Source organism: Microbacterium sp., assembly GCF_047602155.1.
Classification (GTDB): Bacteria; Actinomycetota; Actinomycetes; order Actinomycetales; family Microbacteriaceae; genus Microbacterium.
Genome location: NZ_JASGHZ010000001.1, coordinates 2191590 through 2206499, shown reverse-complemented (window position 1 = coordinate 2206499; position 14910 = coordinate 2191590). Strand labels below are relative to the sequence as shown.

The following is a 14910-nucleotide window of genomic DNA, read 5'->3' as shown; positions in this document are numbered from 1 at the left end:
GGCCACACCTGGTTCCTTCTCAGCCGTTGATTTCGTCCTCGGTCCAGTAGCCACTGTCGACGAGAACCTCGGTGATGTTGTCCTTGACGACGATCTGCGACTCCAGCAGGTACGAGGGGACGACCTTCACACCGTTGTCATAGTCCGTGGTGTTGTTCACCTCGGGCTCCTCGCCCTTCAACAGTGCGATGGCCATGTCCACCGCAACCGCCGCCAGCTGACGCGTGTCCTTGAAGATCGTCGAGAACTGCTCACCCCGGTTGATCGCCTTCACCGAGTCGAGCTCGGCATCCTGACCCGAGATGATCGGCCACTCGTCGCCCACGGTGTAGCCGGCGTCGGTCAGCGCCGAGATGATGCCACGCGAAAGCCCATCGTAGGGCGAGAGCACCGCGTTGACCTTCGAGCCGTCGGAGTAGTTCGCCGTGAGGATGTCCTCCATGCGGCTCTGCGCCACCTCGCCGTCCCAGCGCAGCGTCGCTGCCTGCTGGAAGTCCGTCTGACCGGACTTGACGACGAGAGTTCCCTCGTCGAGATAAGGCTGGAGCGTGTCGATCGCGCCGTTCCAGAAGAAGGTCGCGTTGTTGTCGTCGGGTGAACCGGCAAACAGCTCGATGTTGAACGGGCCAGCCGGAGCGTCGGAGGCGGCGACGCCCTCCAGGTCGGTCAGGCCGAGGCCGGCCAGCAGCGAGGTCGCCTGCTGCACGCCGACCTTGTAGTTGTCGAACGACGCGTAGTAATCGACGTTCTCGCTGTCGCGGATCAGGCGGTCGTAGGCGATGACGGGGATGTCGCTGTCGGCCGCCTGCTGCAGCACCTCCGACAGCGTCGTTCCGTCGATCGAAGCGATGATCAGCGCCTCGGCGCCCTTGGTGATCATGTTCTCGATCTGCGAGACCTGGGTGGGGATGTCGTCCTCGGCGTACTGCAGGTCGACGGTGTAGCCCTCGGCTTCGAGGGCCGCCTTGACGGCGTCACCGTCCTGGATCCAGCGCTCGGAGCTCTTGGTCGGCATCGCGACACCGATCAGGCCGCCGTCGCCCGAGTTCTCACTCGAGCCGCTGTCCGTGCCGCCGGAGCAGGCGGTCAGCAGCAGTGCCGCGGTCGCTACGCCCGCGACGAGAATCTTCTTGAACTTCACTGTGGTTCCTTCCAAATGGACATCGGTGTCTTGGTGGTCTGTGTTCAGTTTTCGTGGTGATCGCTTGCGCGCTGCGAAGGCAGCGTCACAACCGGCGACCGTCGGTGGCACGTGCGCAGACCTGTCGATCACGGTTGCCGCGGGAGCGAATCGCCAGCGCCTCGACGCCCCGTCGCGACGCGATACCCGCAAACATCACCACTGTGACCCCTTCGTCTGTGTAGTCGTCCGCCGCGTTGGCGGGGCTGCGATCGGTCAATGTGACCGTTCACATTGCGTCACTATAGCGAGACTTTCGACCCGCCTGTCAATCGCCACGCATCTCAGGTTGGTAACAACATCACCTGCGGCGCGTGCGGCCTCACACGCCCGGCACCGATGCGGTGGAACCGCGCACGATCAGTTCCGGATGGATCATCCCCGCGGCGCCCTGCTGCCGAGGAGCACCGAGCAGAACCTCGACGCAGCGACGACCCAATTCGGGAAAGTCCTGCCGCACCGTCGTCAGCGGCGGCCACAAGTGCGCCGCCGCCGGAATGTCGTCGAAGCCGACCACGCTCACATCACGCGGGCAATCCACCCCACTTTCACGAATCGCGTGCAGCACACCGAGAGCCATCTCATCGTTCGAGGCGAAAATCGCCGTGAAATCGCGCACCCGTAGCAGCTCTCGACCGGCGTAGTAGCCGAACTCGGCCGTCCAATCTCCGAGGATCGGGGCCGTCGTGGCGACGTCCCAGGCTCCCATTTCGTCGAGGAAGCCACGCATTCGGGCCTCGGCTTCGATCCAGTCCTGGGGGCCCGCCAGGTGGTAGATCGCGCGATGTCCACGCTCCAGCAGGTGACGGGTGGCCATCCGCGCGCCGGCGACCTGATCGACGGCGAGCGCGTGATCGCCGGCGATCTCGACGGACTGCAGCGTGACGTACGGGATATCGAGCCGCTGGGCGGCGATCGCCCGCACCACGCGCACCTGCGGGGCGATGACAATCAACCCCTCGATCGCCTGACCGATCAGATGAGACAGCGTGGCCGGGATCGATTCCGGATCCGCGGGATCGATGTTGGCCGTCGTGACGCCGTAACCGTGTTCGCGCGCGGCCACGCTGATCGCTGCGATCGAGGCGGCCGGGCCGTAGTGGCCGCTGGATTCGGCGAGGATGCCGATCATCTGCGAGCGGCTAGTGACGAGGGCTCGCGCGGCGCGATTGGGGCTGTAAGACAGATCGTGCATCACTCTGCGCACCCGCTCGCGCGTTTCGGGGCGGATGCTGGGATGGTCGTTGAGTACTCGCGACACCGTCTGGTGCGACACGCCGGCGAGCCTGGCGACATCGCGGATGCTGGGGCGACGGCGTGCGCCTGCGTCGTCCATAATCCCCCACCTGTCGATGTGCACGGTCACATCCGCGCCTCCATTATGTCCCTCCGTGTACGCATGCGACATCGGAATGTGACTGTCACACGCACCGACGACACGTCGATGTGACAGCCCCCCACCGTCACATCCGTCGGGGCGGGCGCCCCGCGCGGCGCCCAACGGCGGGCGGCTACGCTGTCGGCATGTCCGACATCGCACGCCACCTTCCGCTGAGCAACGGTCCGCGCCGCGACGAGGCAAGCATCACTTCCGACCGGCGCGAAGACCTCGCGATCGTATGCGAGCGGGCCGCGGCGCTGGCCCGTCCGGGCGATGCCGAAAGGTTCGCGGCGAGCGTGCGTATCGAAGTTCCGCCCAGCGGCAACGACACCGACCGGCTCCTGGCCGCAGCGGCCCTCGTGCGGGCCGGGCGGAAACGGGCCGTCCGCCAACTCGCGGCGGCCGTCCGCGCGCTGATCGACCTCGCCGGCTCCCGTCCGCTGGAGCTTCCCGACGCCCTCACCGGGCGCGTCGCCCTGTATGCCGCGACGCGCACCTCGTTCGATCGGCGCGCCGCTATCGCCGGTCACACGGTGCGTGCCGCCGACGCCGACTGGCAGTTCGGCCACGGCCCCGTGATAGAGGCGGATGCCGCGCAGATCGTCGCGTTCCTGCTCGGCACCTCCGATCTGCCGCCGCGATCGGTCGGCGCCTAGCGCGGCATGGACGCCATCCCTCCGCCGCCCCTGCTCGCGCACCGAACGGCGGCTGCGGCGCACCCCGCCGGGATGACGCGCCCTGTGCCCGGGTGAACGCCGGTTCCGCCTCGGGCGCGATCTCCTTGATCGCCTGAGGCACCGAGGCGACGGCGTGCGCGGCACCCCTCAGCGACCCGAACGGATGCGGCCGATGATGACCGCCAGGCACAGCAGCAGGGTCACGATGCCCCAGCCCCCGCACACCGGCGGCAGCACGGCGTACGCGAGGTGCTGCGCCGTCCAGGTCGCCGTGAGCGGCCCGTGCACGGCGAGCCCGACGAGCCAGGCCGCCGCGAGGGCGGCGGGCAGCGAGAGCCACCACGTCCACCGCATCCACCCCGGCAGCACGCGTTCGACGGATGCCGCGGGCACGCGCCGCGCGAGCCAGACGACGGCGTACACGGCAAGGATGCCGATGCCCACGAGACTCGACGCATGCTGCAGCCACTTGTAGCCGGGCAGCGGCCCCCACTCCTGCGCGAGTGCCGGAACGAGCAGCGTGCCCCACCGGGACTCGTGGGTGAAGGCATCCCACACAATGTGCGTGATCACGCCCAGCAGCAGCGACACGATGACCAGCAGCGCGCGCAGCCCGGCGTCACGGACTCGCAGGTGCAGCACGGACGGCAGGCGATCCCACTCGGGCGGGATTCTGCGGGCGACGGCATCCGGTGCCAACTCACGCACGGCCGGTCGCAGCAGCAGCCACCACACCAGCAGCAGTCCGAGCGCGATGGCCGTCGACAGCACGAGGTTCGTGTGCGTGGCCTGGTAGGTCACCGGGGTCGCGCGCAGGAACAGCGGCAGGTCGGGCGTCATCGCTCCGATGGCGATGGCCGCCGGCACGAGCGGCGTGCGCACGAACGGGAGCGCGACGACGGCGTGGGATGCGGTGAACGGCATGCGTGCGCCGGATCAGGCGACGATGACTCCGGCGAGGGTCTTCTTGCCCCGGCGCAGCACCGACACTCCCCCGGGCAGCGCGCCCGTGACGACCGCGTGCTCGTCGGCGACCTTGACACCGTCGAGCGACACCCCGCCCTGGGCGATCGCGCGGCGCGCGTCGCCCAGGCTCGCGCACAGCCCCGTGTCGACGAGCGCCTGCGCGACGGAGGTGCCGGCATCCATCGTCGCGTTCGGCAGCTCTTCGAGCGCCTGACGCAGCGTTCCCGCGTCGAGCGCCGCCATATCGCCCTGGCCGAACAGGGCCTCGGATGCCGCGATCACGGCACCCGTCGCCTCGGCACCGTGGACGAACGTCGTCACCTCGAGCGCGAGCCGGCGCTGCGCAGCACGGCGGAAGGGCTCCGCCGCGACGAGCGCCGCGTACTCCTCGATCTGCGCACGCGTGAGGAAGGTGAAGATCTTCAGGCGCTCGATGACATCGGCATCGTCGGTGTTGAGCCAGAACTGGTACATCCGGTAGGGGCTGCACATGGCGGCATCCAGCCAGATCGCGTTGCCCTCGCTCTTGCCGAACTTGGTGCCGTCGCTGTTGGTGATCAGCGGCGTGCCGATCGCGTGCACCGAGACGCCCTCGACGCGATGGATGAGGTCGGTGCCGCTCGTAAGGTTGCCCCACTGGTCGGACCCGCCGGTCTGCAGCACGCAGTCGTACTGCCGGAAGAGCTCCAGGTAGTCCAGGCCCTGCAGGATCTGGTAGCTGAACTCGGTGTAGCTGATTCCGGCTTCGGAGCCCAGGCGCGCCGCGACGGCGTCTTTTTTGAGCATCGTGCCGACGCGGTAGTGCTTGCCGATCTCGCGCAGGAAATCGATCGCGCTCAGCGGCGCGGTCCAGTCGAGATTGTTGACCATGCGCGCCGCATTCGCGCCGTCGAAGCTGAGGAACCGCTCGACCTGCGCGCGCAGGTATCCGACCCACTCCGCGACGGTGTCCTTCGTGTTCAGCGTGCGCTCTGCGCTCGGCCGCGGGTCGCCGATGAGCCCCGTCGAGCCGCCGACGAGGCCGAGCGGGCGGTGACCGGCCAGCTGCAACCGGCGCATGAGCAGCAACTGCACGAGGTTGCCCAGGTGCAGGCTCGGCGCGGTCGGGTCGAAGCCGCAGTAGTACGTGATCGGGTCGCCGGACAGCAGCGCGCGCAGCGCCTCTTGGTCGGTGGACACGTGCACCAGGCCGCGCCAGACGATCTCGTCCCACACGTTCTCGAACGTGGGGTCGTTGGCGGGCGCTGCGGCGCTCACGGCGGAATCAGACACGCGCTCCAGGCTATCAGCGGGGTGCGTTCGCCTTGCGCCGCCGTGGCGCCGCGCATGTCGGCGCTGCGTGCGAAACTGGCGGTATGGTGATCGACATTCCCGACGTGCTGCTGACGGCGGTGCTGTCGATCTTCCTGTTCCTCGCGCTGTGCGCGGCGCTCGTGCTGGTGACGGTGGCGCTGCGGCGACCGAGCGCCGCGGTGCTGGGCGTCGCGGGTGGCCTCGTCGTGCTCGCGCTGATCGTGGTGGCGGTGCTCCCGCGCAACGTGCCGTCGCTGTTCGGTGCCGTGCTCGCACTCCTCGGCGCGGCCCTGGCGGTGGCCGGCGGCAACCCCGTCGTGCGATGGGTGCTGTCGGCGGCCGACGGCGGGCGGACCGCCGAGGGGCCGCGTGGCGGCATCCTCGTGGAACTCATGACAAACCGCGGCACGACCGCCGCGGGCCCGCCCGCCCCGCAACAGGAGGAGATCCTGCGCGGCGGCACGACGATCGGCTACCTGGAGCGGCTCGCCGCGGCCCTCGCGATCTTCGCCGGCTTCCCCGCCGCGATCGCGGTGATCGTCGCGCTCAAGGGCATCGGCCGGTTCACCGAGTTGGCCACCCCGGCAGCACGCGAGCGGTTCATCGTCGGCACGCTCGCGAGCCTGCTCTGGGCGTGCGCGGTCGCCGGCGTGGTGTGGCTCGCGATCTGGTAGTTTGTTTAGCTTCAGGGCTTACTTTCTCTGAGTTAAGCATTTAGACTTATCTGGTGTTCGTGCTGACGATAGACCAGAAAGCGAGCCGGGATGGTGCCGACCTCGTTCCGGCCGCGCTGGCGCACCTCGCGCAGGGCTCGGCTGAACGCCTGCTCCTCGCACCCGAGCGCACCGTCGGCGACGAGATCCAGGTCGCGTGCCGCGACGCCGCGACCGCGCTCTCGATCGCGCTGGACTTCTCGCGTCGTCGGCACTGGAGCATCGGCATCGGCGTCGGAGCCGTGGACGCGCCGCTCCCCGACACCATCCGTGCGGCACGCGGCACCGCCTTCATCCGCGCACGGGATGCCGTCGAGCGCGCCAAGCGCACCCCCACACGCCTCGCCATCACAGGGAACCCGGGGCAGCCCGCCGAAGCGCTCGTGCGACTGCTCATCGAACTGCGCGACCGCCGTTCCGAGAAGGGCTGGCAGATCTACGATCTGCTCGAGTCGGGACTCACCCGGCAGCAGGCGGCGGATGCCCTGGGCATCAGCGCCGCCGCCGTCAGCCTGCGCGCCAAAGCAGCGGCTCTGGCCGCCGAGCAGGACGCGCTCCCGGCCCTCGCCGACGCGCTGGCGTCCGCCTAGACTCCGAGCATCTGCGCCGCCGCCTGCGCGCGCGCGATCAGTTCGCCACGCTGCTCGTCGACGCGCACCGGCGCCGTCCCGCCCGCGCCGGTCCGGCTGGCGACCGAACCCTGGATCGTGAGCACGTCGCGCACCGCGGGGGTCAGGTGCGGCGAGACCTGCGCGAGCAGCAGGTCGTCGGCATCCTCCAGTCCGATGCCGCGCTCCTCGCACGCGCGCACAAGCGCACCGGAGATCTCGTGCGCATCGCGGAACGGCACGCCCTGCTTCACGAGCCACTCCGCGACGTCGGTCGCGAGCGAGAACCCGGCGGGCGCGAGTGCCGCCATCCGCGCGGTGTCGAAGCGCATCGTCGCGACCATGCCCGCGAAGGCGGGGAGCACGACCTCGAGCGTGGCGACGGAGTCGAAGACCGGCTCCTTGTCCTCCTGCAGGTCGCGGTTGTACGCGAGCGGCAGAGCCTTGAGCGTCGCGAGCAGACCCGACAGGTTGCCGATGAGGCGCCCCGCCTTGCCGCGGGCGAGTTCGGCGATGTCGGGGTTCTTCTTCTGCGGCATGATGCTCGACCCGGTCGAGTAACCGTCGTCGAGCGTGACGAAGCCGAACTCGCGGGTGTTCCAGATGATGATGTCCTCGGCGAAGCGCGAGATGTCGACGGCGATCATCGCCGCGATGAACGCGAACTCGGCGACGACGTCGCGCGCGCTCGTGCCGTCGAGGGAGTTCTCCGCCGGCCGTGCGAGCCCGAGCCGGTCGGCGACGAGCTGCGGGTCGAGGCCGAGCGTCGCACCGGCGAGCGCTCCCCCGCCGTACGGGCTCACGCGGGCGCGCGCCGACCAGTCACGCAGGCGCTCCAGGTCGCGCACGAGGGGCCAGCCGTGGGCCTGCAGGTGGTGGGCGAGCAGGATCGGCTGGGCGTGCTGCAGGTGGGTGCGGCCCGGCATGATCGCCGTCTCGTGCGCCTCGGCCTGCGCGACGATCGCGTCGACGACGCGCAGCAGGTCGCGCGCGATGACGGCCGCGTGGTCGAGCAGGTACAGCCGCACGAGGGTGGCGATCTGGTCGTTGCGGCTGCGCCCGGCGCGCAGCTTGCCGCCGAGCTCGGGGCCGACCTCGGCGATCAGCGCCGCCTCGAGCGCGCCGTGGACGTCTTCGTCGCCGGGCTGGGCGACGAGCTTCCCCGCGCGGATGCCGGCATCCAGCGCATCCAGCCCCGCATGCATGCGCTGCTCTTCGTCCGCCGTGAGGTAGCCCGCGGCGGCGAGCGCCGCGGCGTGCGCGTGCGAGCCGGCGAGGTCGTACGGCGCGAGCACCCAGTCGAAATGCGTCGACCGGCTGAGGGCGGCCAACTCGGGCGAGGGTCCGGATGCGAAGCGCGCCCCCCAGAGGGCGCCCTCGTTCGTGCCGTGCGTTGCGGATTCCGTCACCGCACCAGCCTACCGACGCCGCCGGCGGGGCCGGTTCGGGCTGCGGCATCCATCCCGGTGCTGTCGCGTCATTCGCCTCGCCGCGTCCTTCATCCGGCGCACATCGCGGCTATTCCGCCGTTTCGGCGTGATGTGCGACGGATGAGAGGGATGCCGCCGTCGCCGCGTCCTTCATCCGGCACAAACCCTGGCCATCCCACCGTTTCGGCGCGATGTGCGACGGACGAGCGCGATGCCACCGTCTCCGATTCCTTCATCCGGCACAAACCCTGGCCATCCCGCCATTTCGACGCGATGTGCGACGGATGAGCGGGAGGCCGCCGTCGCCGCGTCCTTCATCCGGCACATATCACGGCTATTCCGCCGTTTCGACGCGATGTGCGACGGACGAGCGCGATGCCACCGTCGCCGCGTCCTTCATCCGTCGCAAACCCTGGCCATCCCACCGTTTCGACGCGATGTGCGACGGACGAGCGCGATGCCACCGTCGCCGCGTCCTTCATCCGGCACAAACCGTGGCCATCCCACCGTTTCGACGTGATGTGCGACGGATGAGAGGGAGGCCGCAGCCTTCATCCGTCGCATATCACGGCTATTCCACCGTTTCGACGCGATGTGCGACGGATGAGGCTGGGGCTCAAAACCTCCTCCCCAGGTGGCCGATGTCGCCGATCTCTCCACAGATTGCCCTGGCGGCCCCCACACCACCGCGCGAAGGGGGATGGTGGGGGGATGCCGCGACCACCTCACCCCCTCCCCACCACGCTCGGACCGATGTTCTCCGTCGCGCAGGCGCGCGAGGCGGGCGTGGGCGCTTCCCGATTGCTGCAACCGGACCTTCGCCGGCCGTTCCACGGTGTGCGGATGCGGGCCGCGCCGCCGAGCGACACCGGTCCGCGCGACGCGCTCTTCGACGAGAGCCCCGTCGCCGCTGAGGCACGCATCCTGCGCGCCGAGATCCAGCTCTTGGCACGGGCCCTTTCGACGGTGTGGGGCGACGGCTGGTTCCTCTCCCACACGACGGCCGCCGTGCTCTGGGAGTTGCCCCTGCCGATCCGTCTGTTGCGCCGGTGCGTCGAGAACCTCGATGTCGCCGTGCGCGGAGCACGGCGTGCGCCGCGAGGCCGCGGCATCCGTGGTCACCAACTCGCACCCGAACTCGTGAACGTGCGTGGCCGCGACGGCCTGGCGATGGCGAGCCCGGCATCGGTGTGGGCACAGCTGGCACCAGACCTCTCCATCGGGGAACTGATCGAGCTCGGTGACGCGATCGTCTACATCCCGCGTCGTCGTGGGATGGAACGCGGCGACGAGGGCGATGCGCTCGGCACCATCGACCAGCTGACGGCGGCGATGGATGCCGGTCGGCGCACCGGCGCGGCACGGCTGCGGGCGGCGCTGCCGCACATCTGCGTCGGTGCTGCGTCACCCGGCGAGACGCGCATCCGGCTCGGCGTCCTCGCCGCGGGGCTCCCCCGACCGGAACTCGACTATGACGTGGTCGCACGCGACGGCAGCGGCATCGGGTTCACGGAACTGGCTCATCCGAAGTTCCGGCTGCTGCACGAGTACGAGGGCGACCAGCATCGCCTGGACCGGCGCCAGTGGAACCGCGATATCGAGAAGCACGCGGCATGCGTCGCGGAGGGGTGGGACGTGACCCGGCTGACTGCCGCGCACGCGTATCCCACGACGGCGCCCGCGGTCGCGAAGATCCGCGGTGCCCTCGTGCGTGCGGGGTGGCGGCCCTGACGCACGGCCGCGGCACGCGACCGGCATCCACCCCGCGCCGCGGCGGCGCGGCGGCGCGGCGTCGCGTCGCGTCGCGTCGGCCACGAGGCATCCCTCATCCGGCGCAAATCACTGCTACCCCACCACTTCGACGCGGTTTACGACGGATGACGCGGATGCCGCTGCCCTCATCCGACGCGAATCACGGCGACCACGCCACTTCGGCGTGGTTTGCGACGGATGACACCGCCGCCGCGGCGTCGCGTCGCAGCATCGGCCACGAGGCATCCCTCATCCGACGCGAATCACGGCCACCACACCGTTTCGACACGGTTTGCGACGGATGAAGCGGATGCCGCTGCCCTCATCCGACACGAACCACGGCAACCACGCCACTTCGGCGTGGTTTGCGACGGATGACACCGCCGCCGCGGCGTCGCGTCGCAGCATCGGCCACGAGGCATCCCTCATCCGGCGCAAATCACGGCTACCGCACCACTTCGACGCGGTTTACGACGGATGAAGCGGATGCCGCTGCCCTCATCCGACGCGAATCACGGCTGCCGCGCCGTTTCGACGTGGTTTGCGACGGGCGGGGCGGGCAGGGCGGGCGGGCGGGGCGGGCGGGCAGTGCGGGCGGGGCGGGCGGGCAGGCCGGCCGGGAAGCCCGCACCCGCACCCGCACCGACGCTCATTGCTGCCGGAGCAGCCAGACCAGCAGCGCCTTCTGCGCGTGCAGACGGTTCTCGGCCTCGTCCCATACGACCGACTGCGGTCCGTCGATGACGTCGGCGTCGACCTCGTAGCCACGGTCGGCGGGCAGGCAGTGGATGAAGATCGCGTCGGGTTTGGCGAGCCCCATCGTCTCCTGCGTCACCTTGTAGCCGCCGAGGTCGCGCAGGCGTGCGGTCTTCTCCTCTTCCTTGCCCATCGACACCCAGGTGTCGGTGACGACGACGTCGGCGCCGGCCGCCGCCTCGACCGGGTCGGTGTACAGCGTCACGGATCCGCCAGTCGAAGCGGCGATGGCGTCGGCGTCGGCGACGATGTCCTCCCGGGGCGCGTAGGCCTCGGGCGAGGCGACGCGCACGTGCATGCCCGCCGTGACCCCGGCGAGCACGTACGAGTGGCCCATGTTCGACAGCCCGTCGCCGAAGAAGGCGAGCGTCAATCCCTGCAGGGAGCCCTTGTGCTCGCGGATCGTGAGCAGGTCGGCCAGCAGCTGGCACGGGTGGAAGTCGTCGCTCAGCGCGTTGACGACCGGCACGGTCGTGCCGCGCGCCATCTCCTCCAGCCCCGCCTGCGCGTAAGTGCGCCAGACGATGGCCGCGACCTGGCGCTCCAGCACGCGTGCCGTGTCGGACGGGGTCTCCTTGCCGCCGAGCTGACTGTTGGCGGTCGAGATGATCAGCGGCGACCCGCCGAGGTCGGCGATGCCGACCGCGAACGACACGCGCGTGCGGGTGGAGCTCTTGTCGAAGATCACCACGACCGTCTGCGGCCCCTCGAGGGGCTTGAGCTTCCAGCGGTCTTTCTTCAGCTCGATCGCGAGGTCGAGGATCTCGGCCTGCTCGGCCGGGCTCAGGTCGTCGTCGCGCAGCAGGTGGCGGGTCATGCGGAAACCTCCGGGGTGTCGATGGTGGCCGCCACCGTATGCAGGGCGCGGCCGAACAGGTCGGTGAACTCGTCGATCTCGACGTCGCCGATCGTCAGCGGCGGGGCGAGGCGGATGGTGGACGGATTGGCGGCGTTGACGACGAGGCCGAGCTCCTGCGCCGCCGCGACGACGTCGCCCGCGACCGGATGCCGCAGCGCCACGCCGACGAGCAGTCCCTGCCCCCGGCATCCGTCGACCAGCGGCGAGCCGATGCCCGCGATCGCCGCGCGCACCTGGGCGCCGCGCACGACGGCGTTCTCCAGGAGACCGGCCCGCTCGATCTCGGCGAGCACCGCCGACGACACGGCCGTCGCGAGGGCGTTGCCGCCGAAGGTCGAGCCGTGCGTGCCGGGGTAGAACAGCTCGGCCGCCGCGCCGAACGTGATGAGCGCCCCGATCGGGAAGCCGTTGCCGATGCCCTTGGCGACCGTGATCGCGTCGGGGGTGATGCCGGCGTGCTGGAACGCGAACCAGGCGCCGGTGCGCCCCGCGCCGGTCTGGATCTCGTCGATGATCAGCAGCGCCCCGTGGCGGGCGGTCAGCTCGCGCGCCGCCTGCAGGTAGCCGTCCGGCAGGTCGATGACGCCCGCCTCGCCCTTGATGGGCTCGACGAACAGCGCCGCGACCCGGTCGTCGAGCGCCGCCTCCAGCGCCTCGATCGTGGAGTCGAGGAACTCGACGCCCGGCACCATCGGCTCGAACGGCTGCTGCATGTACGGCTTGCCGGTGAGGGCGAGGGTGCCCATCGTGCGGCCGTGGAACGCGTCGTTCAGGGCGAGGATGCGCGGGCGCGCTGCACCCCCGTGCAGGCGCGCGAGCTTGAACGCGGCCTCGTTGGCCTCGGCGCCGGAGTTGCCGAAGTACACCCGGCCCGCCTCCCCCGCGCCGGCGAGCCGCTTCAGACGCGCCGCGAGCTCGAGCTGCGGCGGCGTCGCGAAGTAGTTCGACACGTGCGCGAGGGTGGCCGCCTGGCGGGCGGCCGCCTCGACGAACACCGGATGCGCGTGCCCGAGCGAGATGACCGCGATGCCGCCGAGGAAGTCGAGGTACCGGCGGCCGTCGCCGTCCCACAGGTACGCGCCCTCGCCACGGACGAACAGGGCGAACCGGTCGCCGACGTTGCGGGTGAGGTGGCGGCCGGCATCCGTCTGCCAGAGTGCTGCGTCGGTCATCCTGCCACCACTTCCGTTCCGATTCCCTGTTCCGTGAAGACCTCGACCAGCACCGAGTGCGGCTGACGTCCGTCGATGATCGCGGCCTTGTCCACGCCCCCGTCGACGGCGTCGAGGCACGCCTGCATCTTCGGGATCATGCCCGATTCGAGCCGCGGCAGCATGTCGCGCAGCTCGGATGCCGTCAGGTGCGAGACGAGCGAGTCGCGGTTCGGCCAGTCGGCGTACAGCCCCGGCACGTCGGTGAGCACGACGAGCTTGGTCGCCCCCAGCGCGATCGCGAGCGCCGCGGCGGCGGCATCCGCATTGACGTTGAGCGAATGGCCGGGGTTGTCGGCGTCGGGCGCGATCGACGAGACGACCGGGATGCGCCCGGACGCGAGCTGGTCGAGCACGGGCTGCGGGTCGACCTGCACGACGTCGCCGACGGCGCCCAGGTCGTGTTCGACGCCGTCGACGACGACGCCGCGGCGCCGGCCGGAGAACAGGCCCGCATCCTCCCCCGACAGGCCCGCGGCGAACGGGCCGTAGGCGTTGATGCGCGCGACGAGCTGCGGGTTGACCTGGCCGGTGAGCACCATGCGCACGACGCTCATCGCCTCGGTCGAGGTGACGCGATAGCCGCCCTTGAACTCGCTCGGGATCGACAGGCGGTCGAGCATCTGCGAGATCTGCGGGCCGCCGCCGTGCACGACGACGGGCTTGACGCCGACGAAGCGGAGGTAGGCGATGTCCTGCGCGAACGCGTCTTGGAGCTCTTCGGAGACCATCGCGTTGCCGCCGTACTTGACGACGACGATGCGGCCGCGGAACTCCTGCAGCCACGGCAGCGATTCGATGAGCACGGCGGCCTTCTCGGCCGCCTGCGCGGGGGTGGTGTGCTGGAGCTCGCTCATGACGCCTGGATCCTCATGATGAATATGCGCTGTTCTCGTGGACGTAGTCGTGCGTCAGATCGTTGGTGAGGATCGTCGCCTCGGCGTCGCCGGTCTTCAGGTCGATGAGGATGTGGGTCGCCCGCGGCGTGAGGTCCACCTCGTCGCGCGGCCGGTCGGGGCCGCCCGCCGTGCACACCCGCACGCCGTTGAACGACACGTCGACGTCGTACGGGTCGAACGACGCCCCGGTCGTGCCGATCGCCGCGAGCACGCGCCCCCAGTTGGGGTCACCTCCGAAGATCGCCGCCTTGAACAGGTTGTTGCGCGCCACCGAACGTCCGACCTCGACGGCCTCGTCGTCGCTTGCCGCGTGCACGACCTGGATCGCGATGTCGTGGCTGGCGCCCTCGGCATCGGCCTGCAGCTGCTGGGCGAGGTCGCCGCACACCTCGGTGAGCGCCATCGCGAACTCGTCGAGGTCGGGCGCGATGCCGGAGGCGCCGCTGGCGAGCAGCGTCACCTGGTCGTTGGTCGACATGCAGCCGTCGGAGTCGAGCCGGTCGAAGCTCAACCGGGTGGCGCGCCGCAGCGCGGTGTCGAGGCCTGCCGCATCGACGACGGCATCCGTCGTGATCACGACGAGCATCGTCGCCAGGCCCGGCGCGAGCATGCCCGCGCCCTTGGCCATGCCGCCGATCGTCCAGCCGTCGCGGGCGGCGACGGCGCGCTTGGCCTTCGAGTCGGTCGTCATGATCGCCTCGGATGCCGCCACCCCGCCGTCGGCGGACAGTGCCGCGACGCCCTGCACGACGCCGTCGAGCACCTTGGCGCGGAACTCCTCGCCGCCCTCGCCGATGAGCCCGGTGGAGCAGACGATGACGTCGCCCGCGCTCACGCCCAGCAGCTCGGCCGCCTTCTCGGCGGTCTGGTGCGTCGTCTGGAAGCCGAAGCCGCCGGTGAAGCAGTTCGCGCCGCCGGAGTTCAGCACGACGGCCTCGACCACCCCGTCGCCGATCGCCTGCTGCGACCACAGGATCGGGTTGGCCTTGGCGCGATTGGAGGTGAACACGGCGGCGCCGGCCTTCAACGGCCCGCGGTTGACGACGACGGCCACGTCCCTGTTCCCGGAGGACTTCAGCCCGACGGCGACGCCGGCCGCCTCGAATCCCGCCGCAGCCGTCACTCCCTGGTCACTCTTGCCGGCTGCGTTTCCCGACGCTGCGGCTGCGTTTCCCGACGCTGCGG

General features: G+C 70.3%; 14 protein-coding genes. 5 read left to right on the top strand and 9 right to left on the bottom strand.

The genetic code is table 11. From position 1 onward, the window contains the following. Positions 1-19: 19 nt before the first annotated feature. Together chvE and QM720_RS09970 are read right to left on the bottom strand one after the other, a co-directional pair. Positions 20-1141, bottom strand: coding sequence for a multiple monosaccharide ABC transporter substrate-binding protein (chvE, locus tag QM720_RS09975; protein ID WP_415126093.1), 1122 nt, complete (start codon positions 1139-1141; stop codon positions 20-22). A gap of 361 nt (positions 1142-1502) precedes the next feature. Next, complete coding sequence (locus QM720_RS09970) at positions 1503-2516, bottom strand: LacI family DNA-binding transcriptional regulator (protein ID WP_415127890.1); 1014 nt, start codon at positions 2514-2516, stop codon at positions 1503-1505. A gap of 188 nt (positions 2517-2704) precedes the next feature. On the opposite strand from QM720_RS09970, the gene QM720_RS09965 reads away from it, so the two are divergent. Further along, entirely contained in the window at positions 2705-3217 is a 513-nt protein-coding gene (locus tag QM720_RS09965; RefSeq protein ID WP_415126091.1) for a hypothetical protein, read from the top strand. Positions 3218-3385: 168 nt separating this feature from the next. Here QM720_RS09965 and QM720_RS09960 read toward each other — a convergent pair whose 3' ends face one another. Then, positions 3386-4162, bottom strand: a complete 777-nt coding sequence (locus QM720_RS09960) for a DUF4184 family protein (RefSeq protein ID WP_415126089.1) — start codon at positions 4160-4162, stop codon at positions 3386-3388. A gap of 12 nt (positions 4163-4174) precedes the next feature. Beyond that, positions 4175-5476: a tyrosine--tRNA ligase gene (gene tyrS, locus QM720_RS09955; RefSeq protein WP_415126087.1), complete on the bottom strand. Its 1302-nt coding sequence runs from the start codon at positions 5474-5476 to the stop codon at positions 4175-4177. A gap of 83 nt (positions 5477-5559) precedes the next feature. On the opposite strand from tyrS, the gene QM720_RS09950 reads away from it, so the two are divergent. Both QM720_RS09950 and QM720_RS09945 read left to right on the top strand, forming a co-directional pair. Next, entirely contained in the window at positions 5560-6171 is a 612-nt protein-coding gene (locus QM720_RS09950; RefSeq protein ID WP_415126085.1) for a hypothetical protein, read from the top strand. Positions 6172-6224: 53 nt separating this feature from the next. Continuing rightward, positions 6225-6800: a DNA-binding protein gene (locus QM720_RS09945; RefSeq protein ID WP_415126083.1), complete on the top strand. Its 576-nt coding sequence runs from the start codon at positions 6225-6227 to the stop codon at positions 6798-6800. Here the strand turns inward: QM720_RS09945 and argH are convergent. Beyond that, entirely contained in the window at positions 6797-8227 is a 1431-nt protein-coding gene (gene argH, locus QM720_RS09940) for an argininosuccinate lyase (protein ID WP_415126081.1), read from the bottom strand. The two genes, QM720_RS09945 and argH, sit on opposite strands and share 4 nt — an antisense overlap. A gap of 774 nt (positions 8228-9001) precedes the next feature. Here argH and QM720_RS09935 point away from each other — a divergent pair. Together QM720_RS09935 and QM720_RS09930 are read left to right on the top strand one after the other, a co-directional pair. After that, a complete protein-coding gene (locus tag QM720_RS09935; protein ID WP_415126079.1) occupies positions 9002-9979 on the top strand; it encodes a hypothetical protein in 978 nt (325 codons plus the stop codon). Positions 9980-10310: 331 nt separating this feature from the next. Then, positions 10311-10481, top strand: coding sequence for a hypothetical protein (locus QM720_RS09930; RefSeq protein WP_415126077.1), 171 nt, complete (start codon positions 10311-10313; stop codon positions 10479-10481). A 168-nt stretch (positions 10482-10649) separates the two neighbouring features. Here QM720_RS09930 and argF read toward each other — a convergent pair whose 3' ends face one another. From argF to argJ, 4 genes are read right to left on the bottom strand one after another with little or no spacing between them, the layout of a single operon-like run. Continuing rightward, positions 10650-11573, bottom strand: a complete 924-nt coding sequence (argF, locus tag QM720_RS09925; protein ID WP_415126075.1) for an ornithine carbamoyltransferase — start codon at positions 11571-11573, stop codon at positions 10650-10652. Next, entirely contained in the window at positions 11570-12787 is a 1218-nt protein-coding gene (locus QM720_RS09920) for an acetylornithine transaminase (RefSeq protein WP_415126073.1), read from the bottom strand. The genes argF and QM720_RS09920 overlap by 4 nt, the downstream gene beginning before the upstream one ends. Continuing rightward, positions 12784-13683 carry an acetylglutamate kinase gene (argB, locus tag QM720_RS09915; protein WP_415126071.1) on the bottom strand — a complete coding sequence of 300 codons (900 nt, stop codon included), beginning with the start codon at positions 13681-13683 and terminating at the stop codon, positions 12784-12786. The genes QM720_RS09920 and argB overlap by 4 nt, the downstream gene beginning before the upstream one ends. Positions 13684-13696: 13 nt before the next feature. Continuing rightward, a complete protein-coding gene (argJ, locus tag QM720_RS09910) occupies positions 13697-14848 on the bottom strand; it encodes a bifunctional glutamate N-acetyltransferase/amino-acid acetyltransferase ArgJ (RefSeq protein ID WP_415126069.1) in 1152 nt (383 codons plus the stop codon). Positions 14849-14910: the final 62 nt, after the last annotated feature.

What these genes read in the sequence shown, in the direction of transcription:
- QM720_RS09960 (WP_415126089.1), bottom strand. Translation starts at nt 4,162, where the DNA reads ATGCCGTTCACCGCATCCCACGCCGTCGTCGCGCTCCCGTTCGTGCGC.
- argF (WP_415126075.1), bottom strand. Translation starts at nt 11,573, where the DNA reads ATGACCCGCCACCTGCTGCGCGACGACGACCTGAGCCCGGCCGAGCAG.
- argB (WP_415126071.1), bottom strand. Translation starts at nt 13,683, where the DNA reads ATGAGCGAGCTCCAGCACACCACCCCCGCGCAGGCGGCCGAGAAGGCC.
- QM720_RS09930 (WP_415126077.1), top strand. Translation starts at nt 10,311, where the DNA reads ATGCCGCTGCCCTCATCCGACACGAACCACGGCAACCACGCCACTTCG.
- QM720_RS09935 (WP_415126079.1), top strand. Translation starts at nt 9,002, where the DNA reads ATGTTCTCCGTCGCGCAGGCGCGCGAGGCGGGCGTGGGCGCTTCCCGA.
- QM720_RS09920 (WP_415126073.1), bottom strand. Translation starts at nt 12,787, where the DNA reads ATGACCGACGCAGCACTCTGGCAGACGGATGCCGGCCGCCACCTCACC.
- QM720_RS09970 (WP_415127890.1), bottom strand. Translation starts at nt 2,516, where the DNA reads ATGGACGACGCAGGCGCACGCCGTCGCCCCAGCATCCGCGATGTCGCC.
- QM720_RS09950 (WP_415126085.1), top strand. Translation starts at nt 5,560, where the DNA reads ATGGTGATCGACATTCCCGACGTGCTGCTGACGGCGGTGCTGTCGATC.
- QM720_RS09965 (WP_415126091.1), top strand. Translation starts at nt 2,705, where the DNA reads ATGTCCGACATCGCACGCCACCTTCCGCTGAGCAACGGTCCGCGCCGC.